The following is a 23,865-nucleotide window of genomic DNA, read 5'->3' as shown; positions in this document are numbered from 1 at the left end:
TTCCCCCTCACGACGAGGGGGCGAGCCGGGCCGCCCCCTCGTCCTCGACGATGCGGCGCAGCACGTGGTGCTGCAGCTTGCCGCTGCTGTTGCGCGGCAGGGACGGGCAGAAGCGGATGTCGCGCGGGTACTTGTACGGCGCGAGCTGCTGCTTGACGTGGTCCTGGATGGCGCGGGCCGTCGCCGGATCGCCGGCGACGCCGTCGCGGAGCACCACGAACGCGCAGACGATCGACCCGCGCTCGGGGTCCGGCTCCCCCACGACCGCCGACTCGACGACGTCGGGGTGGGTGTCGATGGCGGCCTCGACCTCGGGCCCGCCGATGTTGTAGCCGGACGAGACGATCATGTTGTCGGTGCGCGAGCGGTAGGTGAAGTACCCGTCCGCGTCCCGGCTGAAGGTGTCGCCGGTGACGTTCCAGCCGTCGACGACGTAGCTGCGCTGCCGCTCGTCGTCCAGGTAGCGGCAGCCGGTCGGGCCGATGACGGCGAGCCGGCCCTCGACGCCGGGCGGGAGCTCCTCGCCGTCGGGCCCGAGGACCGTGGCCCGGTAGCCGGGGACCGGCCGGCCGGTGGTGCCCGGGCGGATGTCGTCGCCGGCGGCCGAGACGAAGATGTGCAGCAGCTCGGTGGCGCCGATGCCGTCGATGATCCGCAGGCCCAGCTCCCGCTCGTAGGCCTCCCACACGACCTGCGGGATGTGCTCTCCCGCGCTGACCGCCGCCCGCAGGCCGCGCAGCCGGCCGACGTTCCCGGACTTGAGGATCTGCCGGTAACCGGTGGGCGCCGTGGCCAGCACCGTGACGCCGTGCTCCTGCACCAGGTCGGCCAGTCGCGCCGGCGGGGCCGCCTCGGCGAGGAAGGCGCAGGCGCCGGCGCGGAACGGGAAGACCACGAGCATCCCCAGCCCGAAGGTGAAGCCCAGCGGAGCGGTGCAGGCGACCAGGTCGTCGGGCCGCAGCCGCAGCAGGTGCCGGCCGAAGGTGGCGTCGATCGCGAGCAGGTCGCGGTGGAAGTGCGTCGTGATCTTCGGGACGCCGGTGCTGCCCGACGTCGGGCCGAACAGGGCGACGTCGTCGGCGGCGGTGTCGACCGCGGTGAACTCCCCGGGCTTCGTCGCGCAGCGGGCGACCAGGTCTCCCCCGCCGTCCCCACCGACGGGCAGCACGACCAGGTCGGGGGCCTCGGTGGCCCGCAGCTCCTCCACGTCGTCGAGGTACCGGGAGTCGACGAGGGCGAACGCCGGCCTGGTGCGGGCCACGACCGGGCCGAGCTCCCGGGCGCGCAGGGCGCACATGGTGGTGACGACGACGCCCCCGGCCAGGAGCACCCCGAGCCAGGCGGCGACGGTCCACGGGTTGTTGGGCGAGCGCAGCAGGACCCGGTTGCCGGGGACGAGGCCGAGGTCCCCGGTCAGGACCTCGGCGACCTGCCGGGCGCGGGTGCGGAGCTCGCCGTAGGACCAGACCTCGCCGGTGTCGGTCCGGATCGCCGGGCGGTCCGGACCGGAGACGGCGATGGCGGCGTCGAGGAGCTCGGCGGCGGCGTTGAGCCGCTCGGGGAACTGCAGCTCGGGCGTCGGGAACTCCAGGCGCGGCCACTGGTCGGCCGGCGGCAGGGAGTCCCGGGGGAAGGTGTCGACGTGGGCGGAGGGGCTGAGCTCCATCGGGGTTCCTCTCGGCGGCGAGGAGAGCGGTGCGTCAGACGAGCCGGGTCATGCCTTCCTGGACGACGGTGGCCAGCTGGCGGCCGTCGCGGGTGAAGAAGCGGCCCTGACCGAGGCCGCGGCCGGAGCCGGCGTGGCCGGCGTCCTGCGCGTAGAGCAGCCAGTCGTCGACGACGCCCTCGGCGGGGACCTCGTGGAACCACATCGCGTGGTCGAGGCTGGCGGTGACCAGGTCCTCGCGGGCCCACGGCAGGTCGAGCACCCGCAGGACCGGCTCGAGGATCGTGTAGTCGCAGACGTAGGCCAGGGCGGCGAGGTCGCGCTGGGCCCGGGAGAGCCCGGGCACCTCGCGGAGGGCGTCGAACGGGCGGACCCAGATCGCCTGGTGCGGCGCCCGCTCCCCCTCGACGGTCAGGTAGACCGGGCCGGGGACGTGCCGCATGTCGAAGCTGCGGCCACCCATCCAGTAGGCCTTGGACACCTCGGTCATCGAGCCGCCCGAGCGGTCGGCGAGGTACTCCGCGGCGGACGGCAGCGTCTCCGGGTCCGGCACCGCGGGCGGCTCGACGGCGTAGCTGCCGCCCGACTCCCCCGCGGCGAACGAGGCCAGCGCGACGTAGACCGGCTTGCCGTTCTGGTAGCCGCGCACCTGGCGGGTGCTGTAGCCGCGGCCGTCGCGCAGCACCTCCACCTCGTAGACCACCTCGGCGCCGATGTCGGCCGGGCGCATGAAGTACGAGTGCATGGAGTGCATGGACTTCGCGCCGTCGCCGGCGTCCGGGACCGTCCGCATCGCCGCGGCCGCCGCCGCCGCGACGAGGTCCCCGCCGTAGGCCTTGGGCCACGGGCACGGCTGCGTCGTCGCGGCGTAGGCGACGTCGAGGTGCTCCGGCCGGCGCTCGTCGAGGGTGACGGCGGCGGTGAAGACGGCGGAGGTGGGCGACCCGCTCACGGGCGGTCGGCCCAGTGCTTGAGCGCGGCGTCGGCGACGTCGGCCAGGTTCACCACGATGTTGTCCGGCGTCCGCGTGGTCATCCAGGTGAGCGGCCGGTTGCGGTCGAGGTTGCACTCGACGTGCGGCATGTACGGCGGCACGAAGACCCAGTCGCCCTCCTCCATGTCGATGTAGTCCTCGTACTTCTCGCCGAAGTAGATGCGGGCCCGGCCCGACAGCACGTAGCCACCGGTCTCGGCCACGCCGTGGTGGTGCGGGACGGAGCGGTAGCCGGGCTCGTTGCTGACCTTGCCGAACCAGATCCGGGTGGCGGGGGTGTGCTCCGGGCTCACGCCGGCGATGCGGGAGGCGCCCTCCGACTGGCCCGTCCTCAGCGACTCCAGCCCACCCCGGGTCACGTACGGGACGACGAGCCCGCGGTCGTCGGCGTACCTCGAGTTGTCCCCGTCCGGCAGGAGGAGGTCGTCGTCGCTGGGCTGCATGTCGGCTCCTCGGGGTGTCGCCCGATCGGGTGTATGCCCTATTCTTCACCGTCGTCACAGGATGTCAATACGCGGTCCGGCGCCGTCGGTCCCCGAGTCCATGGAGGCGGAATGCACCCCATCCCGGTGAACCCGGCCGCCCTGCCCGCGCCCAGCGGCTACTCGCACGGGACGCTGGCCGGCAACACCCTCTACCTGGGCGGCCAGACCGCTCTGGACGCGGACATGCGGATCGTCGAGGGCGGCATCGTCGAGCAGTTCCGGCAGGCGTTCGGCAACCTGCTCACCACGCTCCGCGAGGCAGGCGGCCGCCCGGAGGACCTGGTGACGGTGACCATCTACCTGACCGACATCCCCGACTACCAGGCGCACGGCCGCGAGATCGGGCGCGTCTGGCGGGAGCTCGCCGGGCCGGTCTACCCGGCGATGGCCGGCATCGGCTGCACGGCGCTGTGGCAGCCCGAGGCCCTCATCGAGATCCTCGGCGTGGCCGTCATCCCCGACGACCGCCTGCGGCCGCCGGCGGGCTGACCGGCCGCACCTTTGCGGTTCCGTGACGGTCCGCCGCCGGACCGGTCCCCGCGCCGGACCGGTGGCAGCATGGACGGTCGTGTCCCCGCGCCTGCTCGTCGTCGAGGACGACGACCACATCCGCACCGCGCTGCGGTGGGCCCTGGAGGACGAGGGCTACGACGTCGCCGAGGCGGTCGACGGCGAGGACGCCTGCGGCCAGGTTGACCGCGACCCGCCCGACGTGATGCTGCTGGACCTGATGCTCGGCCGGATGGACGGCTACGGCGTCGTCCGCCACGTCCGGCGGGCACACGACCTGCCGATCATCGTCGTCAGCGCGAGGGCCGACACCCAGGACATCGTCGCCGCCCTCGAGGCCGGCGCCGACGACTACGTGACCAAGCCGTTCGCGGTCAAGGAGATCACCGCCCGCCTGCGGGGCACTGCGGCGGAGGGCCGGCGCGGGCTCCGCCGACGAGGGGCGGCCGCGCGAGGTGGTCCTGGACAGCCGCCCGCCGGCACCCCTGGTCCTGCGGGCCGCGGCCGGCACCGCCTCCCGGGGCGACGCCCAGCTCCCGCTGACCGTGACCGAGTTCCGGCTGCTGTGCGAGCTGGCCGCCGTCCCCGGCCGGGTCCTGAGCCGCCCCGAGCTGCTGGAGCGGGTGTGGCAGCACGGCTACTTCGGCGACGAGCGGATCGTCGACGTCCACATCCGCCGGCTGCGCACCAAGGTGGAGCTGGACCCGGGCGCGCCCGAGCTCGTCGTGACCGTCCGCGGACTGGGCTACCGGCTGGACCCGCAGTGAGGTTCCGCGCCGGGCCCCGCGGCCTGCGCGCCCGCATCGTCGTCGCCTTCGGCGCCGGCGCGCTGCTCGTCTCCGCCGTCCTGGCCGCCACCACCTTCCTCCTGGCCCGCGGGTACCTGCTCGACCAGCAGGAGGACGCCGCCACCGCCGAGGCCTACCTGGACGCCGACTTCCTGCGCAGCCGGCTGGGCACCGCCGGCGTCGAGGTGGACGACGTCCTCGCCGAGGTCTCCACCGACGGCGCCGACGTCGTCGTCCGCAGCGGCGGGTCCTGGTACTCGACCGGCCTGGACGTCGGCACGCGGGACGTGCCGGCGTCGCTGCGGCGCATCGTCGAGGACGGGTCCGCCGGCCGGGTGCTCGACGACTCCCCCGCCGGCCCCCGGCTGGTCATCGGGATCCCCGTGGCCGGCCCCGACCTCGACGTCTACGAGATCGTCCCGCTGGCCGAGCTGCACTCGGTGCTCCGCACGCTGTCCTGGGTGCTGGGCGCCGGCGCGCTCGTCGCCACCGCGGCCGGCGCGGCGTCCGGCCTGTGGGCCAGCCGCCGGGTCGTGCTTCCGCTGGAGCAGGTGGCGGGCGCGGCCACCCGGATCGCCTCCGGCGAGCTCACCACCCGGCTCCCGGCCACGGACGACCCGGACCTGGTCGCCATCGTCGGCAGCTTCAACGCCATGGTCGACGCGCTGTCGGCCCGCATCGAGCGGGACGCGCGCTTCGTCGCCGACGTCAGCCACGAGCTGCGCAGCCCGCTCACCAGCCTCGTCACGAGCGTGGAGGTCGTCGCCGCCCGGCGGCACGAGCTCAGCCCCCGCGGCGCGCAGGCGCTCGACCTCGTGGAGCAGCAGCTGGCCCGCTTCCGGGCCACGCTGGACGACCTGCTGGAGCTGGCCCGCCTCGACGACGCCCCGCTCGCTCCCGGGCGCGACCCGGTGAGCGTGCCGGCGCTGGTACGGGAGGTCCTCGCCGTCACCGGCCGGCCCGCCGGGCTCCTGCACACGACCGGGGAGCCGGCCGTCGTCCGCGGCGACAAGCTGTGGCTGGAGCGCGCCGTGCGCAACCTCCTCGACAACGCCGACCGGCACGGCGGCGGGCCGAGTGCGGTGCGGGTCGAGCGCGGGGACGACGCCGTGGTCCTCAGCGTCGACGACGACGGGCCGGGGATCCCACCCGAGGATCGCGCCCGCGTCTTCGAGCGGTTCGCCCGCGGCTCGGGGGCCGCGCGCGGGTCCCTGGCCGGGGCGGGGCTCGGCCTGGCGATCGTCGCCGACATCGCCGCGCGGCACGGCGGCTCGGCGTGGTGCACCACGAGCCCCGGCGGCGGTGCCCGCCTCAGCCTCTCCCTCCCCCTGGCGGAGTCGTGAGGCGCACCGCCCGGCTGCTGGTGGCCGCCGGGCTCGCGGTGCTCACCGGGTGCGGGCTGCCCAGCGGCGGGGACGCCGAGACGATCCCGACCTCCGAGGTCCCCTACGGGCTGCTGTCATCCCCGCCCACCCCGCCCGCCTCGTCGTCCGAACCGCAGGGGGCGGGGACGCAGGTCTACCTCCTCGGCCCGGACGACGTCCTGGTGCCCAGTGGCCGGGAGGTGACCGGCACCGGGGTGTCCGACCGGCTGCAGGACCTGCTCGGCCACCTCGCGGCGGGGCCGACCGCCGAGGAGCGGGCCGGTGGGCTGACGACCGTGCTCGCCCCGGGCACCGGGCTGACGGTCACCGCGGTCGACGGCGACACCGTGACCCTCGACCTGACCGGGCCCGGAGAGCCGCCCACCGGCCAGGAGAGCCGGCTCGCCGTGGGCCAGATCGTGCTGACGGCGGCCACCCTCCCCGGCGTCGCGGCGGTGCTCCTGACGCAGGACGGGGAGCCGCTGGAGGCGCCACTGCCCACCGGCGAGCTGACCACCCGGCCGCTCACCGCTCCGGACTACGCCGCGCTGCTGGTCGCCCCGCCTCCCTGAGCAGCGCCCCGGACATGACGAGCACGTGACGAGTCGTCGGAGGAGCCCCTCGGGGCCGCCACCGGTGCCAGGCTCGGGAGCATGACCACTCGCCCCGCCCCCGCCATGCACGAGGTCGTCGACGTCCGCCGCGGCTCGGTCCGCGTGAGCGGGCACCTCACCTCTCAGGGCGCCGACCTGCTGCGCGGCACCGTGGAGAGCCTGTTCCGCGGCGGCCACCGCCGGGTCCTCGTCGACCTCGGCGACGTCCGCGGGACCGATCCGGCGGGGGTCCACGTGCTGCGCGACGTCGAGCGGGTGGTGGCCGCCCGCGGCGCCGAACTCGTGGTCCGGCCGCCGCTGGACTGACCCTGCCGGCTCTCAGACGCGGGTGCGCCGTCCCGAGGTACCCGCGACGGCGCCCACCCCGAGCGCGGCGAAGCCGACCTGGAACGCGAGCTCGATCCAGTCGACGCCCCGGGTGTCGGCCACGCCGAGCGCGGTGGCCACCAGGGTTCCGAGCACCGCGGCGGCCACGCCGACGAGCAGGGTCTGCCACAGGGCGATCCGCTGCCGGCCGGGCACGACGAGACGGCCCAGCGCGCCGATGACCAGGCCGATGACCAGGGCCGTGACCAGTCCGGTGACCTCCATGACTCGGTCTCCTCTCCCTCGTCGCCGTCAGACCCGGGTGCCGGCCTTGCGGCGAACCCAGCCGAACGCGGCGGTGGCGACGAACAGGACGGCGCCGATGACGAGCAGCCAGAACAGCCCCTCGACGACCGCCCCGATGACGACGAACGCCAGCCAGACGCCCAGCAGCAGTGCGATGAAGCCGAGCACGAGTGCCTCCTTCTCTATCCCAGTGGGGTCGAGGAGGCGCTACCCGGGCCCTTGCCGGCGATACGGTCGCGGACCCGTCGTCACACGATCGTCACGCGGCCGGCGGGCCCGCGGAGCGGGACCGGGTCGGCGACGTGCTGGCGCTCGGCCCGCGCGCCGGCGGGGTGGATGGCCAGCTGCCCGGTCCACCGCTGGCCGCGACCCGGCCCGCACGACGGGCGTCGGGCTCAGGCGACCAGAGCGGCAGCGCCGGCACCCAGCCGGTGCGCCGAGACCGCGTCCCCACCGTCCCGGACGACGGCCCGGGCCGCGAGCACCGCGTCCACCCCGGCCTGCCGCTCGGCGACCGGCAGGTACCCGATCCGGCGCGGCGCGGCGACGGCCGGCATGGCGATCTCGGCCAGGCGGGCGGCGAGGTCGCCGTCCTCCAGGTCGTCGACGTCGACGAGGGCCAGCGGCTGCGGCTCGGCGGTGATGAGGGCGGTGATGTCCATGACGGGTGCTCCCTGCGTGTCCGTGGCCGGCTCCTCCGGCAGGGACGACTCTCCGGGCCGCGACGCAGGGGTCCCGCCGGGAATCCGCAGGATCGGCGCAAGAAGCCGGAGGCGGGCGGCGCTCCCCCGGACCGGTCCGAACGGCTAGTGTCTGGGTCGTCGGGAAGGCCCTGCGATATGGCAGGACCCCGATGCACCATCGCAGCTAGGAGCGAGCAATGCCCGAAGGAACAGTGAAGTGGTTCAACGCTGAGAAGGGGTTCGGCTTCGCCACCCCCGACGGTGGCGGACCGGACGTCTTCGTCCACTACTCGGCCATCCAGACCAGCGGGTACCGCTCGCTCGACGAGGGCCAGCGGATCGCGTTCGACATCGAGCAGGGCCAGAAGGGCCCGCAGGCGGCGAACGTCACCCCCCTCTGATCCTCCCCGATCAGTCCGCAGCGCCCCCGTCCGGCATCGCCGGGCGGGGGCGCTGTGCTGTGCGGGGTGCGGTACCCGGGCTCAGCGGGCCCGCGGGACGTAGCCGCCGACCAGCGCCTGCATGAGCAGGGCGCCGGCGTCCTCCCCGACGGCGTCGGCCGCGTCGGCGAGGGCCTGCCAGCGCTGCCGCTCCACGTCGGTGGGCGCGGAGGCCGCCCGGACCCGCAGCTGCTCGAGCAGTCGCTCCCACTCCCCCCGCGGGGTGGGCCAGAGGCCGGCCAGCCGGCGGGCCTCCGCCGAGATGGCGGTGATCCGCACGATGTCCCCGGCGTGGTTGGTCAGCGGCTCGATGTAACCAGCCGACGCCAGCGCCTTCGCCGCCGCGACCACCTCGGCCTTGGGCAGGCCGCTGGCCGGCACCACCGCCCCGAGCAGGTAGGGCGACGCCCCGTGCTCCGGCCCGTCCACCAGCCGGGCGATCGCCCGCAGCACCGGCAGGTCGCGGGTGAACCAGACGTCGGGCAGCGGTCCGTCGGGGGCGGTCATGCAGGAGAGTCTCCTCGCCCGTCGCTCAGTCGCGTGCGCCGGTCAGCTCCGGCCGCACGGCCAGGATCAGGCCCAGCGCCGTGTAGCCCAGGAGCAGGTGACCGGCCGAGACGTAGGTGGCCGTGTCCTCGCCGAGCACCGCCATCGCCGGGAACATGACCAGCGCCCACGTCTCGGCGATCGCCGGCCACACCCGCGCCGCACCCCGCCACCGGCCGGCGACGGCGATGCGGATGCCGATGGCCGCCATGCCCAGCATCGACAGCGGCCAGAAGAGGTCCAGCGCCAGGAAGAAGGCGTTCTCCGACAGGTCGGGCGCGACCATCCACTGCAGCGAGGAGGCGATCGCCAGCCCGAGCATCACGTGCTCGGCGTGCAGGAAGCCGCGCGCCAGCCGGCCGGTCCCGGTGGCCCGGGTCCTCAGCTGGACCGCGACCAGCGCGACCAGCCCCAGCTGGAACAGCAGCGAGCTGGCCTTGTAGAGCAGCGGGAAGTCGTCGGACACCGGGTCGAGCTCGAAGACCAGGGTGCCGACCGCCCACGAGGCGGCACCGGCCGCCGTGGCCAGGCCGGCCAGCCGGACCGGCGTCGCCGGCGCCGGCCGGGCCGAGGCGGCCGGCGGCACGTCGGTGCGGGCAGGGGGCGGGGTGACGTTCAGGGACATCGGTCCTCCGGGAGGGGTGCGGGTGCGGCGCCTCCTGGCGCCGCCGCGGCCCACCGTCGGGCGACGGCGTCCTGGGCGGCCAGGGCCGCCGCGGTCCTCTTCTCCCGCTCCCCATCCCGGCTCCGACGGGACACCGAGCCCTGTCCTCCGGGACACCGGGCCCGGCATGATCCCCGCGTGGCGGTGCGGGATCGGCAGGCGGCGACGCCCGCTGCCGCCGCTCCGACGGCCACCTCCGGCCGCGTCGCCCCGGTGCTGGGCTGGGCCTCGATGGCGGCGACGTTGCTCGCCGCGGCCGGCACCATCGCCCTGGACGTGGCCACGCCCGAGGCCGCGCGGGTCGTCGCCGAGTCCGGCCCCGGCTGGGAGATCGCCCTGCCCGGCCTGCTGCTCGCCGTGCCGGGCGCCCTGCTCCTGCACCGCGCGCGGCGCAACGCCGTCTCGTGGGTCGTGGCCGGGACCGGCCTGTTCTGGGCCCTGGACGGACTCGCGTCGTCCTGGCTGACCTACGCCGTGCAGAGCGATCCGGCGTTGCCGGGCGCCTCGGCCGCCTTCTGGTTCGTGTCCCGGCTGGGCGCCTGGCTGCTGCTGTGCCTGCCGTTGCTGCTCCTGCTCTACCCCGACGGCCGGCTCCCCTCGGGCCGGTGGCGCACGGTGTCGTACGCCGGGATCGCCTGCGCCGCCCTGCTGCCGGTGCTCCTGCTCATCACGCCGTCGGCGATCGCCGAACGCCGGTCCGGCGAGCCCGTCCCGGCGATCTACCGGTCGCTCGACCTGGACCCCACCAGCCTGCCGCTGCCGGAGGGGCTGCTCCTCCCCCTGCTCGAGCTCGCCTTCCCCCTGGGGGTGCTCGGCGTCCTCCTGCCCGTGGCGGTCGTGGTCCACCGCCTGCGAGAGGCGTCCGGGGACGACCGCCGGCGGATGCGGTGGCTGCTGTGGGCCGGCGCCGTGGACGGGCTGGTCATGCTCACCGCGGTCCTCTTCCCCGCCTCCACCCTCGGCTACGACCTGCCCCTCGCCGTCGGCCTGACCGGGCTGGCGGTCACCCTCGGCATCCTGCGTCCCCGGATCGTCGACATCGACCGGCTGCTGGGCGGGACGCTGGTCTACGGCGGGCTGGCGGCCGGGGTGGTCCTGCTGGACCTCGCCGTGCTGGCCGGGGTCGGTGCGCTGGTCGGCGACCGGCTCGGCGAGCGGGACGCCACCTTGCTCACGCTCCTCCTGGTCGCCGCCCTGTACGTACCGCTGCGGTCGGCGCTGTGGCGGATCGTGCGCCGCTGGGTGCTCGGCGAGCGGGAGGACCCCTACCGGGTGGTCTCGGGCCTGGCGGAGCGGCTGGAGCGCAGCGACGGGACCGACGAGCAGCTCATGGCCGTCGCGGCGGCGGTGGCCGAGGCATTCCGGTCCCCCTACGTCGGCGTCGAGGTCGAGTCCGCCGGCGGTCGGCACCTCGTCGCCGAGCACGGCACGAGGCCGTCCGCGGTCCAGTCCCTGCCGATCGCCTACCGCGGCGAGCAGGTCGGCCGGCTGCTGCTCCCCCGGGACGGCGTGCGCGCGCAGCTGGTCACCCGGGACGAGCGGCTGCTCGCCGACGTCGTCCGCCAGGCCGCCGCCGCGGCACGGGCCAGCGCGCTCGCCGCGCAGCTGCAGGCCAGCCGGGAGCAGCTGGTGACCGCCCGCGAGGAGGAGCGGCGTCGGCTGCGCCGGGACCTGCACGACGGGCTGGGACCGAGCCTCGGCGCCGTCGTCCTGCGCATCGACACCGCCCGCAACCTGGCGCGGACCAGACCGGACGACGCGGACTCGGTGCTGCGCCAGGCACGCGACGACGTGGCGGCGGCACTGGCCGACGTCCGCCGGCTGGTGCACGACCTGCGCCCGCCGGCCCTGGACGACCTCGGCCTGGCCGGTGCCGTGCGTCAGCAGGCCGAGCGGCTGCTCGCGCCGGGCGTGGCCGTCACGGTCGAGGCCGGCCCTGGCACCGTCGGCCTGCCCGCCGCCGTCGAGGTGGCCGCCTACCGGATCGCGTCCGAGGCGCTGGCCAACGTCGCGCGGCACGCCCGCGCCGGAGCGGTGCGGGTCTGCCTCGCGTGCGACGGCGGCCGGCTCGTGGTGACCGTCGCCGACGACGGCGTCGGCATCGAGCCGGCCGCCCCGGCAGGGGTGGGGCTGGTCTCGCTGCGCGAGCGCGCGGCGGAGCTGGGTGGCCGGTGCTCGGTCACCTGCCCGCCGGAGGGCGGGACCGTGGTGCGGGCGGAGCTGCCCGTCGGAGGAGGGGTTCTGGGATGAGCGAGGCCGACGAGCCGCTGCGGGTGCTGGTCGTCGACGACCACCCGGTCTACCGCGACGGACTGGCGGTGCTGCTGGGCTCCGTGCCCGGCCTGGACGTCGTCGGCACGGCCGCCGACGGGGCGACCGCCGTGACGATGGCCCTGGAGGAGCAGCCCGACGTCGTCGTCATGGACGTGCAGATGCCGGTGCTCGACGGGATCGAGGCGACCCGGCGGATCACCGCCGAGAGCCCGTCGGTCGGCGTCGTGGTGCTGACCATGAGCGAGGACGACGGCACCGTCTTCGCCGCCGTGCGCGCCGGGGCCCGCGGCTACCTGCTCAAGGGCGCCGACCAGGAGGAGGTCGTCCGCGCGATCACCACCGTCGCGGCCGGCGGAGCGGTCTTCGGCGCGTCGCTCGCGCGGCGGATCGCCGAGTTCTTCGCGGCCCGCCCGAGCGGTCCCGACGCCGCGTTCCCGCAGCTGACCGCCCGGGAGCGGGAGGTGCTGGACCTCGTGGCCGCCGGCCGCTCCAACGCCCAGATCGCCGCGGCGCTGTTCCTGTCCCCGAAGACGGTCCGCAACAACGTGTCCAACGTGCTCACGAAGCTGCAGGTCACCGACCGGGCGCAGGCCATCGTCCGGGCCCGCGAGGCCGGCCTCGGACGCTGACCGCGGGTGGCGCCACCGCCGTACCGTGGAGGCATGACGACGTCCGCGGAGCAGCAGCCGAAGGTCACCAAGAGCGACGCCGAGTGGCGCGAGCAGCTCTCCGCCGAGGAGTACGCGGTGCTGCGCCAGGCCGGCACCGAGCGGGCGTGGACCGGTGAGTACGTCGACACGAAGACCGAAGGCGTCTACACCTGCCGGGCCTGCGGAGCCGACCTGTTCACGTCGGAGACCAAGTTCGACAGCCACTGCGGGTGGCCGTCGTTCTACGAGCCGACCGCCGCGGACAACGTCGTCCTCCGCGAGGACCGCTCCTACGGGATGGTCCGCACCGAGGTGCTCTGCGGCACCTGCCACAGCCACCTCGGGCACGTCTTCGCCGACGCCCCGCAGACCCCCACCGGCGACCGCTACTGCATCAACAGCGTCTCCGTCCGGCTGCGGCCCCGGGCCTGATCGGAGTCGCCGGGGAACGGGATCCGTTCCCCGGCGACTCCACTACGCCAGGTCGGTGACGAGCTCGGCGACGGACTTGCGGACGCCGGTGTAGAACGGCACCTCCTCGCGCACGTGCCGGCGGGCCCGGCTGGCGCGCAGGTCGCGCATCAGGTCGACGATGCGGTGCAGCTCGTCGCACTCGAAGGCGAGCATCCACTCGTAGTCGCCGAGCGCGAACGAGGCGACCGTGTTGGCCCGCACGTCGGGGTACGGGCGCGCCTGCATGCCGTGTTCCTTGAGCATGTCCCGCCGCTCCTCGTCGGGCAGCAGGTACCACTCGTAGGAGCGCACGAAGGGGTAGACGCAGACGAACTTCCGCGGCTCCTCGTCGGCCAGGAACGCCGGGATGTGGCTGCGGTTGAACTCGGCCGGCCGGTGCAGGGCGAACTGCGACCACACCGGCTCCAGGTGCCGGCCCAGACCGGTGCGGCGCAGCCGGGTGTAGGCCTCCTGCAGCACCTCGGCGCTGGGCGCGTGCCACCACACCATGAGGTCGGCGTCGGCCCGGAAGCCGGCAACGTCGTAGGTGCCGCGGACGACGACGTCCTTGCCGGCGAGCTCGTCGAACAGCCCCTGCAGCTCGTCGGCGAGCGCGGTGCGCTGCTCGTCGGCCAGCGGCCGGGTCAGGCGGAACACCGACCACATCGTGTAGCGGATCTGGGCGTTGAGCTCGTTGGCCCGCTTGCCGATGCTCTTCTGCTCGGTCTGCTCGCTCATGCGCCCATTCTCTCCCGCACCCGCCGGGGATCGGTCAGCAGCTCCCGGTGGGCGTCGCGGCAGTCACCGCACGCGGCCATCCACACGCGGTGGCGGAGGCAGCGAGGAGGCCGGCGGGGGTCGGTGGTGGTCGTCGGGACGGATCGGTCGTGCGTGGTGCTCACCCCGTCTGCAACAGCGGCGGGGGTCCGGGGATGCCCGGTCAGCGGGGCACGACGGCCAGCGGACGGCGGTTCCGGCCGGGCACGCAGGCGAGGGCGGCGAGGGTCAGCGCCACGCCGTCCTCCAGCACGGCGGCCTGCCAGGCGGGCAGCCGGTCCGCCGCCCAGCGGCGCCAGGCCAGGCCGCCGAACGCGCCCGCCAGGGCACCCGTCGTCGCAGCGGCGGCCGGGAGCGCGGCGTTGGCCCGCTCGCGCTCGGCCAGCCGGGTCGCGCCCGCGGCGGCACCGGCCAGCCGTGGGGCCAGTCCCGCGGCGCCGGTTCGGTCCGGCGCGTCGGGGGACTTGTCGGCCACGAGCTCACCGACGAGCGCGGCGGCGCCGAGGAGACGGGCCGGCACGGAACTGCTGCCCAGCCGGCCGGGCTTGGTGGGGGCGGTCAGCGCCGGTGCCGCGAACCCCAGCGCGCTGCGACTGCCGGCCGCCACGCCGAGCAGGGCCGAGCGGACGGTCAGGCCGGCGCTCGCCGCGGCGCGCGGGACCGCCCGCTCCCGGTCGGTCGGGACGGACCGGACGACCGCGTGCACCGTCGCGCCGTAGGCCAGGTGCGGAACGGCGTCCGCCAGCCAGTCGGTGCGGCTCCAGGTCCGCGGGTCGCCGACCCCCAGCAGCGTGGCCGGGACGTCGCTGGCCGCCATCGCGGCGGCCCCGGTGACGACGGCGCCCACGGGACCGGAGAGCCGGATCCCCGCGGAGCGCGCCGCGCTGGCGAGCACGCCGGTCCCCAGCCCGGTCCCGATCCCGGCCAGCGCCCCGAGGGCGGTGCGGCGGCTCTCGCGGACCTGCCCGCGGCCCGGCACCTCCACCCCGGTGGCCGATGCGATCGCGTCGACGGTCCGCTCCGGCGTGGTGCTGGCCGGGCGACCCCGCAGGACCATGTCGAGGTACGTGACGGCGTTCAGGACGGTGGTGCCGGCCGCGCCCGCGACCAGCCCCCGCGACAGGGTTCCGGGCATCCCCCGACCCTGGTGGGCGGCGGCGGGGAGGGCAAGCCGGCGGGAGTCCGCCCGACCCCGCCACCGCAGGTCAGAGAACCGTGAGGGGGGCGACCATCCCGGACCGGACGTGCGGCGCCGCGGTCCCGTCCGCCGCGACGGAGGACGACCCGCCGATCCCCCGTCCCGCCCCGACCGGGCTGAGCCAGGCGTCGATCGTGATGTGGACCGACCGGCCGACGAGCACGGCGGGCACCCGGATGCCGACGGCGGTGCGGTCGAGCACGGCCGCCCCCCGCAGCCGCGCCCAGCCGCCGGCGGGGTCGGCGCTCTCGACGCGGCCGGTGACCGTCAGGGGCGCGCTCGTCCCGCGCAGCGACAGCGTCCCCTCGGCGGTCCACCCGCCGTCGGCGTCGGGGGTGAACCGCTCCGCCGTCCAGGTCATCGTCGGGTGGCGCTCCGCGTTGAGGAAGCGGGGGCGGCACAGGTCGGCGTCGCGCCGGGCGATGCCGGTGGCGACGCCCCGCAGGTCGATCCCGACGGAGGCGCGCACCGGGGCGCCCGATCCGTCGACGACGACGTCGCCCCAGCTGCACGGCAGCGAGCCGTGCACGGTGCGGCCGAGGTTGCCGACGGCGAACCCGAGACGGGTCCGGGAGTCGGAGACCGACCACGTCCCGGCGGCCATCCGCGGGCCGGCGGTCACGACCGCACCGCCGTCGGCAGCTCGGCGGAGAGCACGCGGACGAGGTCGATCCGGTCGGCGCCGGTCAGCAGGGCCGGGTCCTCGTCCGGCAGCAGCGCCGTCGCCATGATCGTGCGCTGGACCTCCTGGTGCGTCTCCCGGCCGGTGGCCAGACCGACCACCACGACCCGGTGGTCGTCGCTGCGCAGGACCAGCACCTCCACGACGCCCTCGATCCCGTGGACGGCGGGCCGGATCCGGTGCCGACCGGCGTACTCCGCGGCGTCGGCCCGGGCGGGGTCGCCGTCCCCGTTGATCCAGGTGACCTGCGCGAACAGCGGCCGGCGTCCGGCGGCGAGGCCGTGCATCACGTCGGTCACCCGGTAGACGCGGTCGGCTCCGGTCCGCGCGGCGGACGCCGCGTCCGGCCAGAGGTCCAGGCGCGTCCCGCCCGGTCCGTCGGAGGAGGCGAGGACGACGGTGCCCAGCGGGTCGCCGTCGCCGGTCGTGGCGGCGGTCGCGGCCACGTCAACCGCGCGGATGGTGGCGTGCATGGGATCCCTCCCTCCGGGGACCGGCGGTTCCGGTCCCGGCGCGGAGGACGATCCGGCGGCGGCGCCGTCGGGACATCCGTGGAACCACGGGACCCCGGTACGCACCTGCGCCCGGGGGCGCCCGGCACCGTTCCCGGCGGGCCCCTCCGCGCGGATACTCCGCGCCATGTCCACGCCGACGGCCGGCTCCGGGAGCCCCTTCGTCGGGCGCCGGGCCGAGCTGGCGGAGCTGACCGCCCGGATCGCCACGGCCGCCGACGGCGCCGGCGGGCTGGTCCTGGTGGCGGGGCCTGCGGGCATCGGCAAGACGCGCACCGTGGAGGAGGCGCTCGCGGGTGCGCCGGTCGCGGCGGCGTGGGGCCGGTGCGTCGACGACCCCGGCGCCCCTCCGCTGTGGCCGTGGCGGCGGGTGCTGCGCGCGCTGCCCGCGGTCGGGGCGGCGGTGGCCGGCGCCCTGGCCGAGGTCGACCGGGCCGGGGAGGGCGCCGATCCCGACGCCGCGCGGTTCCGGCTGGCGAGCGCCACCGCCGACGCCCTCGTCGAGTGCGCCGCCCCGGCCGGTCTCGTCGTCGTCCTGGAGGACCTGCACTGGGCCGACGAGTCCTCGCTGCGCCTCCTCCGGCACCTCGCCGGGGACCTGCCGCGGTCCCGGCTGCTCGTCGTGGGCACCCACCGCGACCCGGCCGGCCGGGCGCTCGACACCGCGCTGCCGGAGTTGCTGCGCGAGCCCGGCGTCCGGACGCTGCGGCTGCCGCCGCTCACCGAGGACGACGTCCGTGCCTATCTCGCGACGGACGCACGGACCGCGGACGTCGTGCGATCGGTGCACCGGCGCAGCGGCGGGGTCCCGCTCTACCTGCGGGCGGTCGCGCGGGCACCGGCGGCCGGGAGCACGGCCGGCGGGCACGACGAGCTGCGCGCGCTGGTCCGGACGACGCTGACCGCCCTCCCACCGGCCGCCCTCGACCTGCTCGACGCGGCGGCGGTGCTCGGGGAGGAGCTCGACGCCGGCCTGCTCACCACCGTGACGGGCCACCCGGCGCCGGAGGTGACCGCCGGCCTGGACGCCGCGGTCCGCGCCGGGGTCCTCACCACCGTCCCGGACGCTCCCGGCCACCGCCGTTTCGCCCACGCCGTCGTCCGCGACGCGGTGTACGCCGACCTCCTCCCGAGCGTCCGCGAGGAGCTGCACCGCCGCGCCGCCGAGGCGCTCGAGCACCGGGCCGCGGACGACGACGCGACGGCCGGACTGGTGGCCGGCCACTGGCTGCGGGCCTCGTCCGACCCCGGCTCCCTGCGCCGTGCCGCCGGCTGGGCCCGGCGGGCCGCCGTCACCGCGACGCGGCTGCTCGCCTTCGCGGAGGCCGCCCGCCTCCTCGCGACGGCGCTGGACGCGGTCCGCCGGGCGGGCGCCGGTGACGGCGAACGAGCCGGGCTGCTCGTCGACCTGGCGACGACCGAGTACCGCGCCGGCCGGTTCGACGACGCCCTCGAGCACGCCGTGGCCGCCTCCGAGGCCGCGGCCGCCGCCGGGCGCACCGACCTGCTGGCCGCCGCCGCCCTCGCCGTCCACGACGTCAACGCCCCGGGGTTCCCGCCGGTCCTGGTGCGGATGTGCGAGCGGGCACTGGCCGCGTTCGACGCCGACGCCTCCCCCGAGCTCCGCTCGCGGTTGCTCTCCCAGGCGGCGTCCGCGCTGGCCGACGCCGGACGCCTCGGGGTGGCGGCCGGGCACGCCGCCGAGGCCCTGGACCTCGCCCGGCGGTGCGGCAGCCCCGAGGCGGTGCTGGACGCGGTCCGCGCCCGGATGAAGGCCGCGCCCACGGCGCTGGAGGTCGGCGAGCGCCTGGACCTGGGCCGGCTGGCGATCGAGCACGCCGCGGCGAGCGGGCAGCCGCTGGCCGAGCTCTGGGGCGCCAAGTGGCGGATCGACGCCGGCCTGGAGGTGGGCGACATGGACGTCGTCCGCGACGAGCTGGACCGGGTCTCCGCCCTGGCCGCGCGCACCCGGCTGCCCTTGGTCCGGTGGCACGACCGGCGGCTGCGCGCGTCCGTCGCGGCGCTGCTGGGCCGGTTCCCCGAGGCCATCGCGCTGAACGACGAGGCCCGGACCATCGGCCGCACCGAGCTGGCCGGGGATCTCTCTCTGGTCGGCATGTCCGGCGCGTTCGGGATGCAGCACGCCCTGGTCACCGGCTCCACGGCCGGGTGGGACGGCAAGGCGGTGGGGACCCTGGACCGGGCCGGCGACGTGCCGATCGTCGTCGTCACCCGCGCGCTGGTCGCCATGCTGGAGGGGCGCCGCGACGAGGCCGCCGTCCGCTACCAGGAGATCCGGCAGCGGATGAGCGACCCGGACTTCGTCGCCTCCTCGGGCGTGCCGCTGAACCTCGTGCCGCTGGTCGAGGCCTTCGGGGACGCCGACGCCGCGGAGCTCCTGCACGCGCAACTGGCCCCGCGCCCCCTGGTGGCCGGCGGGGCCGGCGTCTACTGCCAGGGCTCGTGGCACTCGCTGCTGGGCCGCCTGGCGGTGCTGCGCGGCCGGCTCGACGAGGCGATCGACTGGTTCACCGATGCGCTGGCCGTCGACCTCCGGACGGGCGCACGCCCGGCCGCCGTCTCCGATCGGGTCGGGCTCGCCGGCGCCCTGCTCGCCCGCGGTGGCGACGGGGACGTCGCCCGCGCCGGGGAGCTCGCCCGGGCGGCCGCCGCCGAGGCGCGGCGGCTGGGCATGCCCGGGCCGGAACGGGAAGCCGCCGCGCTGGCGGAGCAGGCGGGTCGGGCGGCGCGGGTGGCCGATCCGCTGACCGCACGCGAGCGGGAGATCGCCGCGCTGGTGGCGCGCGCGCTGACCAACCGGCAGATCGCCGAGGAGCTCGTGCTCTCCGAGCGGACCGTGGAGAGCCACGTCCGCAACATCCTAGCCAAGCTCGGGGCCGCCAACCGCACGGAGCTGGCCACCTTGGTGGGGCGCTCGTAGCCCCGGCCGGCGACCGGCGCAAGGCCATGTCGGGATCTGTGGACGGCGCCCTGACCTGGGGAAATGGCTAGCCGGGGGCGCCCCGCTCCGGTAGGATCGAACACACATTCGAAGCGGTCAGGAGGGCGGCATGGGCGAGCTGCAGTCGGTCCTGGACGAGCTCGCCGGCCTGGATTTGGACGGGCTGCCGGACGGGCCGCTGCTGGACCACGTCCGCGAGTTGGTGGTGGCACGGAACCGGATCACCGCCGCACTGACCCGTGCGACCCGCCGCGCGGACGTCCGCAGCGCCAGCGAGCACGACGCGGCCAAGACGATGCAGTCGTGGCTGCGCGGCCACCTGCGGCTGGCCGACCACGCCGCCGGCCGGCTGGTCGGCCACGGCCGGGCGCTGGATCACCTGCCACTCACCGAGGGCCTGTTCGGCGACGGGGAGCTGAGCGCGGACTGCGTCGAGGTGATCGCGAAGATCGTCGAGCCGAAGAACCGGGACAGAGCCGCCGCCCAGGGCATCGACCTGGCCGCGGTCGAGGCCGCGCTGCTGCTGGTCGCCACCCACGGCACCCACCGCGATCTGCGGCAGGCCGTGACCGACTACCTGGCCAAGCTCGACCCCGACGGCCCCGAGCCCGATCCCACCGAGGAGCGGTCCTTCACCCTCGTGCAGCACCCCGACGGCACCTGGACCGTGCACGGCACCCTCGACCAGGCCGGCGGGGAGAAACTCGCCACCGCCCTGGAGTCCATGTCCGCTGCGAGCCGCTGCGCCGGGGACACCCGCACCCGCGCCCAGCGCGGCGGTGACGCGATCGTCCAGCTGGCCGACCTGGCGCTGGCCTCCGGTCAGCTGCCGGTGCTGCGCACCGTGAAGCCACACGTCATCGTCACCATCGGCATCGACGACCTCGTCGACCCACACACCGGCCCTGCCACCGCCGACACCGGCCTCGGGGCGACCCTGTCCGCCGCCCGCGCCCGATGGCAGGCGTGCGACTCCACCGTCACCCGCATCGTGCTCGACCCCGACGGACTCCCGATCGACGTCGGCCGCGAACAGCGGATCGTCCCCGCGCACATCCGCAAGGCCGTCGAACTCCGCGACCAGACGTGCGTGTTCGCCGGCTGCGAGGCCCCGAGATGGTTCTGCGACAGGAAGGACCCCCGTGCCCCCCGCCCCTCGCAGGCTCGCGGCGGGCCCCTGCACGGGGGCCATCGCAGGAAGATGCGAACGCCACCACACCAAGGTCCACCACGGCTACCGCGTCGAACGCGACGACACCGCACCACCCGGAGCCCGATGGCGCACCTACCGCCCCGACGGCACCGAGATCGTCATCCACGCACCGCTGCGCACCTGACGCCTTGAGCCGTGCCCATCCCCGCCGCCCACCACGGGCCGCGGGGCACAGGCGCGGCCTCCTCCGTTCGTCCGCCGCGGCTCGCGTGCTGGAACGGCTCCGATGACCGGTCGGGCGTTGCGCCTGGGAACTCGAGCGAGAAGCCTCGTCGCCATGACGATCCGGTGGTTCACCGATGCCGACCGCCAGAAGATGCGCGATGCCAAGGAGAAGCAGCAGTTCCTCCAGCAGCTCTACCTCGCGGAGAGACCCGAATCGTCCCCAGCAGCGATGCCGGTGACCGAAGCGCAACTACGCCTCATGAGTCAGCCTCTCGACCCGAGGCGGCGTCTGAAGGAGTAGCCCTGCCGCGGTCACGTCAGACCAGCGTCTCGACGGCCCGCTCGGCCGTCCGGATGCAGGCCGGGACCCCGACGCCCTCGTAGGCCGCGCCGGCGACGGCGAGGCCCGGCACCTCCTCGACGGCCGCGCGCACGGCGGCGACGCGGTCGAGATGGCCGACCAGGTACTGCGGCAGGCCCCCGCCCCAGCGAACGACGCGGGTTGCGATGGGCTCGGGCTCCGAGAGCTGCAGCAGGTCGGCGACGTCGGCGACCACGGCGGCGGCCAGGTCGTCGTCGTCGCGCTGGAGCTCGGCCTCGGCGCGGAAGCGGCCCACCGAGGACCGGACGAGCAGCGGCTCACCGGGACCGGGAGCGAGGTGCGGCCACTTCGCCGACGACACGGTCACGCCCTTGACCAGCCGGCCGGTCACCGGCGGGACGAGCAGGCCCGAGCCGGCCGCGACCTCCTGCGCCGGGAAGGCCATGGCCACGACCGCCATCGACGCGTACGGGATGCCCTCCAGCGGCGCGACCGCGCCCGGTGCGACCCCAGCGAGGAGGCGGGCGGCCTTGGGCGCCGGGCTGGTCACGAGGACGGCGTCGGCGTGCACCGTCTGCGGTGCGGCCGACGGGCCCACGGCCAGCTCGAAGCCGGTCGCGGTGCGCGTCAACCGGTGCGCGGGGGTGTGCAGCCGGACGTCGGCCCGGGCGGCGGCGACCAGGGCCGCCGGGAGCGAGCCGATCCCGTCCCGCAGCGTGACGAAGACGGGGGCGTCGGTGTCGAACCGGCTCCGCGCCCCGGCGTCCCGGGCGGCCGCGGCGGCACCCAGCACCGAGCCCGCGGCCGGCAGGTGCGCGGCCAGCTGCGGCATCGTCGCCGCCAGGGACAGCTCGTCGGCCCGGCCGGCGTAGACGCCGCCGAGCAGCGGCTCGACCAGCCGGTCGACCACCTCGTCGCCGAGCCGCTCGCGCAGCAGCGCACCGACCGCGACGTCGCCGTCGAGCCGCAGCGGCGGCAGCTCCGCCTCGGCCGCGACCCGCGCCACCCCGGCCGGGGACAGCACGCCGTCCAGCCCCTCGGCCGAGGCGGGCACACCGAGCACGGTGCCCGGCGGGAGCGGGAAGCGCCCGTCCGGCAGGACGACGGACGCCTGCGTGGTGGCCGGCCGGACCAGCTCGTGCTCCAGGCCCAGGCGCTCCACCAGGCGCACCGCCTCCGGCACGCGGGCGAGCATCGCCTCGGGACCGGTGTCGTACCAGTGGCCGGCCAGGTCGACCCGGTCCAGCTTGCCGCCGATCCGGCCGCCGGCCTCCAGGACGACGATCTCGTCGTCCGGCCGCCGGCGACGCCACTCGAACGCGGCCGCGAGCCCGGCGATGCCGGCGCCCACGACGACCAGACGGCGGGTCACCGGGTCAGCGCTCCGTCAGTTCGTGGACGAGCTCCACCACCCGGGTCAGCACGTCCGGGTCGGTGTCGGGCAGCACGCCGTGGCCCAGGTTGAACACGTGGCCGCGGGCGGCGCGGCCCTGCTCGACGACCCGGCGCACCTCGCGCTCCACGGTGTCGCGGTCGGCGAGCAGCACGGCCGGGTCGAGGTTGCCCTGCACCGAGCGCGCCGGCCCGATGCGGCGCACCGCCTCGTCCAGCGGCACCCGCCAGTCGACCCCCACCACGTCCGCGCCGGCGTCGCCGATCAGCGGCAGCAGCTCCCCGGTGCCGACACCGAAGTGGATCCGCGGCACGTCGCGGACGCCCTGCTCGCGGTTGCCCAGCCCGTCGAAGACCGCCCGGGAGTGCGGCAGCACCCGCTCGGCGTAGTCGACGGCGGAGAGGACGCCGGCCCAGGAGTCGAACAGCTGCACCGCAGAGGCGCCCGCGTCGACCTGGGTGCGCAGGAAGGTCGCCGCGGAGACCGCGAGCTTGTCCAGCAGCCGGCTCCACGCCTCCGGCTCGGCGTACATGAAGGCCTTGGTGCGGGCGTGCTCCTTGGAGGGCCCGCCCTCGATCAGGTACGTGGCGAGGGTGAACGGCGCCCCGGCGAAGCCGATCAGCGGCGTGGCCCCGAGCTCGGCGACGAGCCGGCCGACGGCGGTCGCCAGGAAGTCCAGCTGCCCGGGCTCGAGGTCCGGCAGCGCGTCGACGTCGGCCACGGAACGGACCGGGGAGGCGATGACCGGGCCGATGCCGGGCTTGATCTCGATGTCGACGCCCGCGACCACCAGGGGCAGGACGATGTCGGAGAAGAGGATCGCCGCGTCCACGCCGTGCCGGCGGACCGGCTGCAGGGTGATCTCGGTGACCAGGTCGGGGTCCTGGCAGGAGTCGAGCATCTTCGTGCCGGCCCGCAGCTCGCGGTACTCCGGCAGCGAGCGGCCGGCCTGGCGCATGAACCACACCGGGGTCCGGCGGACCGGCTGCCCGAGGGCCGCGCGCACCAGATCGGAGTCGGCGGGATCAGTCGCGGGGCCGGTAACGGTGGTCACGAGCAGCCATCCTCCCAGACCGCGTGCGGCGAGTCGGCGACGCGACACCGGGTGCGGACCTACCCTGCGGACGTGGAGCCACGCAGCCTGGCCGCGCGTCCGGCGGACGCCGCGGGTCCCGGGGACGAACCGCCGGCGGCGTTCCGCGCTGCCGTCGACGCCCTGACCGGCCTGCAGGTCCGCCCCGAGATCGTGGTCGAGCGGATCCCGGCCCCCGCCCGGCTCGCACCCTGGGCGCACGCGCTGGGCGCCCGGATCGACGACCCCGAGTCCGAGGACGCCGACGACCCGGAGGAGATCGCCAGCGGGCGGTTCATCGTCCTGTACGACCCCGCCGGCCACGAGGCGTGGCAGGGCACCACCCGCTGCGTCGGCTTCCTCTCCGCCGAGACCGACGAGCACCTGGTCGACGACGCGATGTTCTCCGAGGTCGCGTGGAGCTGGCTGACCGACGCGCTCACCGACACGGGTGCGGCCTGGCACGCCCTGGGCGGCACCGTCACGCGGACCGCCTCCACCCGCTTCGGCGACCTCGCCGGGCCCGAGCACACCGTCGACGTCGAGATCCGCGCCTCGTGGACCGCCGAGGACACCGCGCTCGACCAGCACCTGGCCGCGTGGCTCGAGGTGCTGGGCAACGCGGCCGGGCTGCCGCCGCCCGGGGTGCACCTGCTGGGTCCCACCGGGCCCGCCGGGGGCAGGACTCTCTAACATCGGGGGTCGGACAGACGACGACGAGGTCGAGAAGGTGGACAAGTCCTGAGCACCGACCCCCTCGACCCGGCTCCTCCCGCGCCCGCCGACGACGACGAGGCCCCCGCCGCCACTCCCCTGCTGGCTCCCC

General features: G+C 76.0%; 27 protein-coding genes and 1 pseudogene. 14 read left to right on the top strand and 14 right to left on the bottom strand.

Going from position 1 to position 23,865, the window contains the following annotated elements; translation table 11 throughout:
- Positions 1-7 precede the first annotated feature (7 nt).
- From DQ240_RS00670 to DQ240_RS00660, 3 genes are read right to left on the bottom strand one after another with little or no spacing between them, the layout of a single operon-like run.
- The gene (locus tag DQ240_RS00670) at positions 8-1,666 is read right to left on the bottom strand and encodes an AMP-binding protein (RefSeq protein ID WP_113837714.1); all 1,659 of its coding nucleotides are present in this window, start codon (positions 1,664-1,666) and stop codon (positions 8-10) included.
- Between the two features lie 34 nt (positions 1,667-1,700).
- Positions 1,701-2,618, bottom strand: a complete 918-nt coding sequence (locus tag DQ240_RS00665) for an acyl-CoA thioesterase II (RefSeq protein WP_113837713.1) — start codon at positions 2,616-2,618, stop codon at positions 1,701-1,703.
- Positions 2,615-3,103 carry a cupin domain-containing protein gene (locus tag DQ240_RS00660; protein WP_113837712.1) on the bottom strand — a complete coding sequence of 163 codons (489 nt, stop codon included), beginning with the start codon at positions 3,101-3,103 and terminating at the stop codon, positions 2,615-2,617. The genes DQ240_RS00665 and DQ240_RS00660 overlap by 4 nt, the downstream gene beginning before the upstream one ends.
- 111 nt (positions 3,104-3,214) lie before the next feature.
- Between DQ240_RS00660 and DQ240_RS00655 the strand changes: the two genes are divergently transcribed.
- From DQ240_RS00655 to DQ240_RS00635, 6 genes and pseudogenes are all read left to right on the top strand, one after another.
- Positions 3,215-3,634: a RidA family protein gene (locus tag DQ240_RS00655; protein ID WP_113837711.1), complete on the top strand. Its 420-nt coding sequence runs from the start codon at positions 3,215-3,217 to the stop codon at positions 3,632-3,634.
- A gap of 22 nt (positions 3,635-3,656) precedes the next feature.
- Positions 3,657-3,992: pseudogene (locus DQ240_RS23815) on the top strand (response regulator transcription factor); the annotation flags it as partial.
- Positions 3,993-4,110: 118 nt separating this feature from the next.
- Positions 4,111-4,422 (top strand): winged helix-turn-helix domain-containing protein, encoded by a 312-nt coding sequence (locus DQ240_RS23810; RefSeq protein WP_233498415.1) that lies wholly within the window; start codon positions 4,111-4,113, stop codon positions 4,420-4,422.
- The gene (locus DQ240_RS00645) at positions 4,419-5,786 is read left to right on the top strand and encodes a cell wall metabolism sensor histidine kinase WalK (protein ID WP_113837710.1); all 1,368 of its coding nucleotides are present in this window, start codon (positions 4,419-4,421) and stop codon (positions 5,784-5,786) included. The genes DQ240_RS23810 and DQ240_RS00645 overlap by 4 nt, the downstream gene beginning before the upstream one ends.
- A complete protein-coding gene (locus DQ240_RS00640; protein WP_158548466.1) occupies positions 5,783-6,379 on the top strand; it encodes a GerMN domain-containing protein in 597 nt (198 codons plus the stop codon). The genes DQ240_RS00645 and DQ240_RS00640 overlap by 4 nt, the downstream gene beginning before the upstream one ends.
- An 81-nt stretch (positions 6,380-6,460) precedes the next feature.
- Positions 6,461-6,727 carry an STAS domain-containing protein gene (locus DQ240_RS00635; RefSeq protein ID WP_113837708.1) on the top strand — a complete coding sequence of 89 codons (267 nt, stop codon included), beginning with the start codon at positions 6,461-6,463 and terminating at the stop codon, positions 6,725-6,727.
- A gap of 12 nt (positions 6,728-6,739) precedes the next feature.
- Here the strand turns inward: DQ240_RS00635 and DQ240_RS00630 are convergent, their stop codons facing one another.
- From DQ240_RS00630 to DQ240_RS00625, 3 genes are all read right to left on the bottom strand, one after another.
- Positions 6,740-7,012: a GlsB/YeaQ/YmgE family stress response membrane protein gene (locus DQ240_RS00630; RefSeq protein WP_113837707.1), complete on the bottom strand. Its 273-nt coding sequence runs from the start codon at positions 7,010-7,012 to the stop codon at positions 6,740-6,742.
- Between the two features lie 27 nt (positions 7,013-7,039).
- Complete coding sequence (locus tag DQ240_RS23495; protein ID WP_199588955.1) at positions 7,040-7,201, bottom strand: hypothetical protein; 162 nt, start codon at positions 7,199-7,201, stop codon at positions 7,040-7,042.
- A 227-nt stretch (positions 7,202-7,428) separates the two neighbouring features.
- Positions 7,429-7,695, bottom strand: a complete 267-nt coding sequence (locus DQ240_RS00625) for a hypothetical protein (protein WP_113837706.1) — start codon at positions 7,693-7,695, stop codon at positions 7,429-7,431.
- A 218-nt stretch (positions 7,696-7,913) separates the two neighbouring features.
- Here DQ240_RS00625 and DQ240_RS00620 point away from each other — a divergent pair, with 218 nt between their 5' ends.
- The gene (locus tag DQ240_RS00620) at positions 7,914-8,117 is read left to right on the top strand and encodes a cold-shock protein (protein WP_040339721.1); all 204 of its coding nucleotides are present in this window, start codon (positions 7,914-7,916) and stop codon (positions 8,115-8,117) included.
- 81 nt (positions 8,118-8,198) lie between these two features.
- On the opposite strand, the gene DQ240_RS00615 is transcribed toward DQ240_RS00620, so the two are convergent.
- The gene (locus tag DQ240_RS00615; protein ID WP_113837705.1) at positions 8,199-8,663 is read right to left on the bottom strand and encodes a hypothetical protein; all 465 of its coding nucleotides are present in this window, start codon (positions 8,661-8,663) and stop codon (positions 8,199-8,201) included.
- 25 nt (positions 8,664-8,688) lie between these two features.
- Positions 8,689-9,327 carry a hypothetical protein gene (locus DQ240_RS00610; RefSeq protein WP_113837704.1) on the bottom strand — a complete coding sequence of 213 codons (639 nt, stop codon included), beginning with the start codon at positions 9,325-9,327 and terminating at the stop codon, positions 8,689-8,691.
- A gap of 177 nt (positions 9,328-9,504) precedes the next feature.
- Here DQ240_RS00610 and DQ240_RS00605 point away from each other — a divergent pair, with 177 nt between their 5' ends.
- From DQ240_RS00605 to msrB, 3 genes are read left to right on the top strand one after another with little or no spacing between them, the layout of a single operon-like run.
- Positions 9,505-11,616: a sensor histidine kinase gene (locus DQ240_RS00605; RefSeq protein ID WP_199588954.1), complete on the top strand. Its 2,112-nt coding sequence runs from the start codon at positions 9,505-9,507 to the stop codon at positions 11,614-11,616.
- Entirely contained in the window at positions 11,613-12,269 is a 657-nt protein-coding gene (locus DQ240_RS00600) for a response regulator transcription factor (RefSeq protein ID WP_113837703.1), read from the top strand. The genes DQ240_RS00605 and DQ240_RS00600 overlap by 4 nt, the downstream gene beginning before the upstream one ends.
- 33 nt (positions 12,270-12,302) lie before the next feature.
- Entirely contained in the window at positions 12,303-12,722 is a 420-nt protein-coding gene (gene msrB / locus DQ240_RS00595) for a peptide-methionine (R)-S-oxide reductase MsrB (RefSeq protein WP_113837702.1), read from the top strand.
- Positions 12,723-12,764: 42 nt separating this feature from the next.
- Here msrB and hemQ read toward each other — a convergent pair whose 3' ends face one another.
- The 4 genes from hemQ to DQ240_RS00575 all read right to left on the bottom strand — a co-directional run bounded on the left by hemQ (position 12,765) and on the right by DQ240_RS00575 (position 15,873).
- Positions 12,765-13,481 (bottom strand): hydrogen peroxide-dependent heme synthase, encoded by a 717-nt coding sequence (hemQ, locus tag DQ240_RS00590; protein ID WP_113837701.1) that lies wholly within the window; start codon positions 13,479-13,481, stop codon positions 12,765-12,767.
- 202 nt (positions 13,482-13,683) lie between these two features.
- Positions 13,684-14,655: a hypothetical protein gene (locus DQ240_RS00585; protein ID WP_113837700.1), complete on the bottom strand. Its 972-nt coding sequence runs from the start codon at positions 14,653-14,655 to the stop codon at positions 13,684-13,686.
- A 70-nt stretch (positions 14,656-14,725) separates the two neighbouring features.
- Complete coding sequence (locus DQ240_RS00580) at positions 14,726-15,340, bottom strand: YceI family protein (RefSeq protein ID WP_113837699.1); 615 nt, start codon at positions 15,338-15,340, stop codon at positions 14,726-14,728.
- Positions 15,337-15,873, bottom strand: a complete 537-nt coding sequence (locus DQ240_RS00575; protein WP_147261916.1) for a hypothetical protein — start codon at positions 15,871-15,873, stop codon at positions 15,337-15,339. Before DQ240_RS00575 ends, DQ240_RS00580 begins: the two co-directional genes overlap by 4 nt.
- A 166-nt stretch (positions 15,874-16,039) precedes the next feature.
- Here DQ240_RS00575 and DQ240_RS00570 point away from each other — a divergent pair, with 166 nt between their 5' ends.
- The 3 genes from DQ240_RS00570 to DQ240_RS00560 all read left to right on the top strand — a co-directional run bounded on the left by DQ240_RS00570 (position 16,040) and on the right by DQ240_RS00560 (position 20,553).
- The gene (locus tag DQ240_RS00570) at positions 16,040-18,853 is read left to right on the top strand and encodes an AAA family ATPase (RefSeq protein ID WP_113837697.1); all 2,814 of its coding nucleotides are present in this window, start codon (positions 16,040-16,042) and stop codon (positions 18,851-18,853) included.
- A gap of 130 nt (positions 18,854-18,983) precedes the next feature.
- The gene (locus tag DQ240_RS00565; protein WP_233498379.1) at positions 18,984-20,219 is read left to right on the top strand and encodes a DUF222 domain-containing protein; all 1,236 of its coding nucleotides are present in this window, start codon (positions 18,984-18,986) and stop codon (positions 20,217-20,219) included.
- 145 nt (positions 20,220-20,364) lie between these two features.
- Positions 20,365-20,553: a hypothetical protein gene (locus tag DQ240_RS00560; RefSeq protein ID WP_113837696.1), complete on the top strand. Its 189-nt coding sequence runs from the start codon at positions 20,365-20,367 to the stop codon at positions 20,551-20,553.
- A gap of 16 nt (positions 20,554-20,569) precedes the next feature.
- Here DQ240_RS00560 and hemG read toward each other — a convergent pair whose 3' ends face one another.
- A complete protein-coding gene (gene hemG / locus DQ240_RS00555; protein ID WP_113837695.1) occupies positions 20,570-21,946 on the bottom strand; it encodes a protoporphyrinogen oxidase in 1,377 nt (458 codons plus the stop codon).
- Positions 21,947-21,950: 4 nt separating this feature from the next.
- Entirely contained in the window at positions 21,951-23,021 is a 1,071-nt protein-coding gene (gene hemE, locus DQ240_RS00550; protein ID WP_113837694.1) for a uroporphyrinogen decarboxylase, read from the bottom strand.
- Positions 23,022-23,093: 72 nt separating this feature from the next.
- Here hemE and DQ240_RS00545 point away from each other — a divergent pair, with 72 nt between their 5' ends.
- The gene (locus DQ240_RS00545) at positions 23,094-23,732 is read left to right on the top strand and encodes a DUF3000 domain-containing protein (RefSeq protein WP_113837693.1); all 639 of its coding nucleotides are present in this window, start codon (positions 23,094-23,096) and stop codon (positions 23,730-23,732) included.
- Positions 23,733-23,865 lie beyond the last annotated feature (133 nt).

The sequence above is a fragment of the Blastococcus sp. TF02A-26 genome (genome assembly GCF_003319125.1).
In the GTDB taxonomy this organism is placed as follows: Bacteria; Actinomycetota; Actinomycetes; order Mycobacteriales; family Geodermatophilaceae; genus Trujillonella.
The sequence above is the reverse complement of the archived record's forward strand: the minus strand, read 5'-3'. Positions and strand labels throughout refer to the sequence as shown.

What these genes read in the sequence shown, in the direction of transcription:
- DQ240_RS00670 (WP_113837714.1), bottom strand. Translation starts at nt 1,666, where the DNA reads ATGGAGCTCAGCCCCTCCGCCCACGTCGACACCTTCCCCCGGGACTCC.
- DQ240_RS00660 (WP_113837712.1), bottom strand. Translation starts at nt 3,103, where the DNA reads ATGCAGCCCAGCGACGACGACCTCCTCCTGCCGGACGGGGACAACTCG.
- DQ240_RS00655 (WP_113837711.1), top strand. Translation starts at nt 3,215, where the DNA reads ATGCACCCCATCCCGGTGAACCCGGCCGCCCTGCCCGCGCCCAGCGGC.
- DQ240_RS00635 (WP_113837708.1), top strand. Translation starts at nt 6,461, where the DNA reads ATGACCACTCGCCCCGCCCCCGCCATGCACGAGGTCGTCGACGTCCGC.
- DQ240_RS00630 (WP_113837707.1), bottom strand. Translation starts at nt 7,012, where the DNA reads ATGGAGGTCACCGGACTGGTCACGGCCCTGGTCATCGGCCTGGTCATC.
- DQ240_RS00625 (WP_113837706.1), bottom strand. Translation starts at nt 7,695, where the DNA reads ATGGACATCACCGCCCTCATCACCGCCGAGCCGCAGCCGCTGGCCCTC.
- DQ240_RS00620 (WP_040339721.1), top strand. Translation starts at nt 7,914, where the DNA reads ATGCCCGAAGGAACAGTGAAGTGGTTCAACGCTGAGAAGGGGTTCGGC.
- DQ240_RS00615 (WP_113837705.1), bottom strand. Translation starts at nt 8,663, where the DNA reads ATGACCGCCCCCGACGGACCGCTGCCCGACGTCTGGTTCACCCGCGAC.
- DQ240_RS00610 (WP_113837704.1), bottom strand. Translation starts at nt 9,327, where the DNA reads ATGTCCCTGAACGTCACCCCGCCCCCTGCCCGCACCGACGTGCCGCCG.
- DQ240_RS00600 (WP_113837703.1), top strand. Translation starts at nt 11,613, where the DNA reads ATGAGCGAGGCCGACGAGCCGCTGCGGGTGCTGGTCGTCGACGACCAC.
- msrB (WP_113837702.1), top strand. Translation starts at nt 12,303, where the DNA reads ATGACGACGTCCGCGGAGCAGCAGCCGAAGGTCACCAAGAGCGACGCC.
- hemQ (WP_113837701.1), bottom strand. Translation starts at nt 13,481, where the DNA reads ATGAGCGAGCAGACCGAGCAGAAGAGCATCGGCAAGCGGGCCAACGAG.
- DQ240_RS00585 (WP_113837700.1), bottom strand. Translation starts at nt 14,655, where the DNA reads ATGCCCGGAACCCTGTCGCGGGGGCTGGTCGCGGGCGCGGCCGGCACC.
- DQ240_RS00575 (WP_147261916.1), bottom strand. Translation starts at nt 15,873, where the DNA reads ATGCACGCCACCATCCGCGCGGTTGACGTGGCCGCGACCGCCGCCACG.
- DQ240_RS00570 (WP_113837697.1), top strand. Translation starts at nt 16,040, where the DNA reads ATGTCCACGCCGACGGCCGGCTCCGGGAGCCCCTTCGTCGGGCGCCGG.
- DQ240_RS00565 (WP_233498379.1), top strand. Translation starts at nt 18,984, where the DNA reads ATGGGCGAGCTGCAGTCGGTCCTGGACGAGCTCGCCGGCCTGGATTTG.
- DQ240_RS00560 (WP_113837696.1), top strand. Translation starts at nt 20,365, where the DNA reads ATGACGATCCGGTGGTTCACCGATGCCGACCGCCAGAAGATGCGCGAT.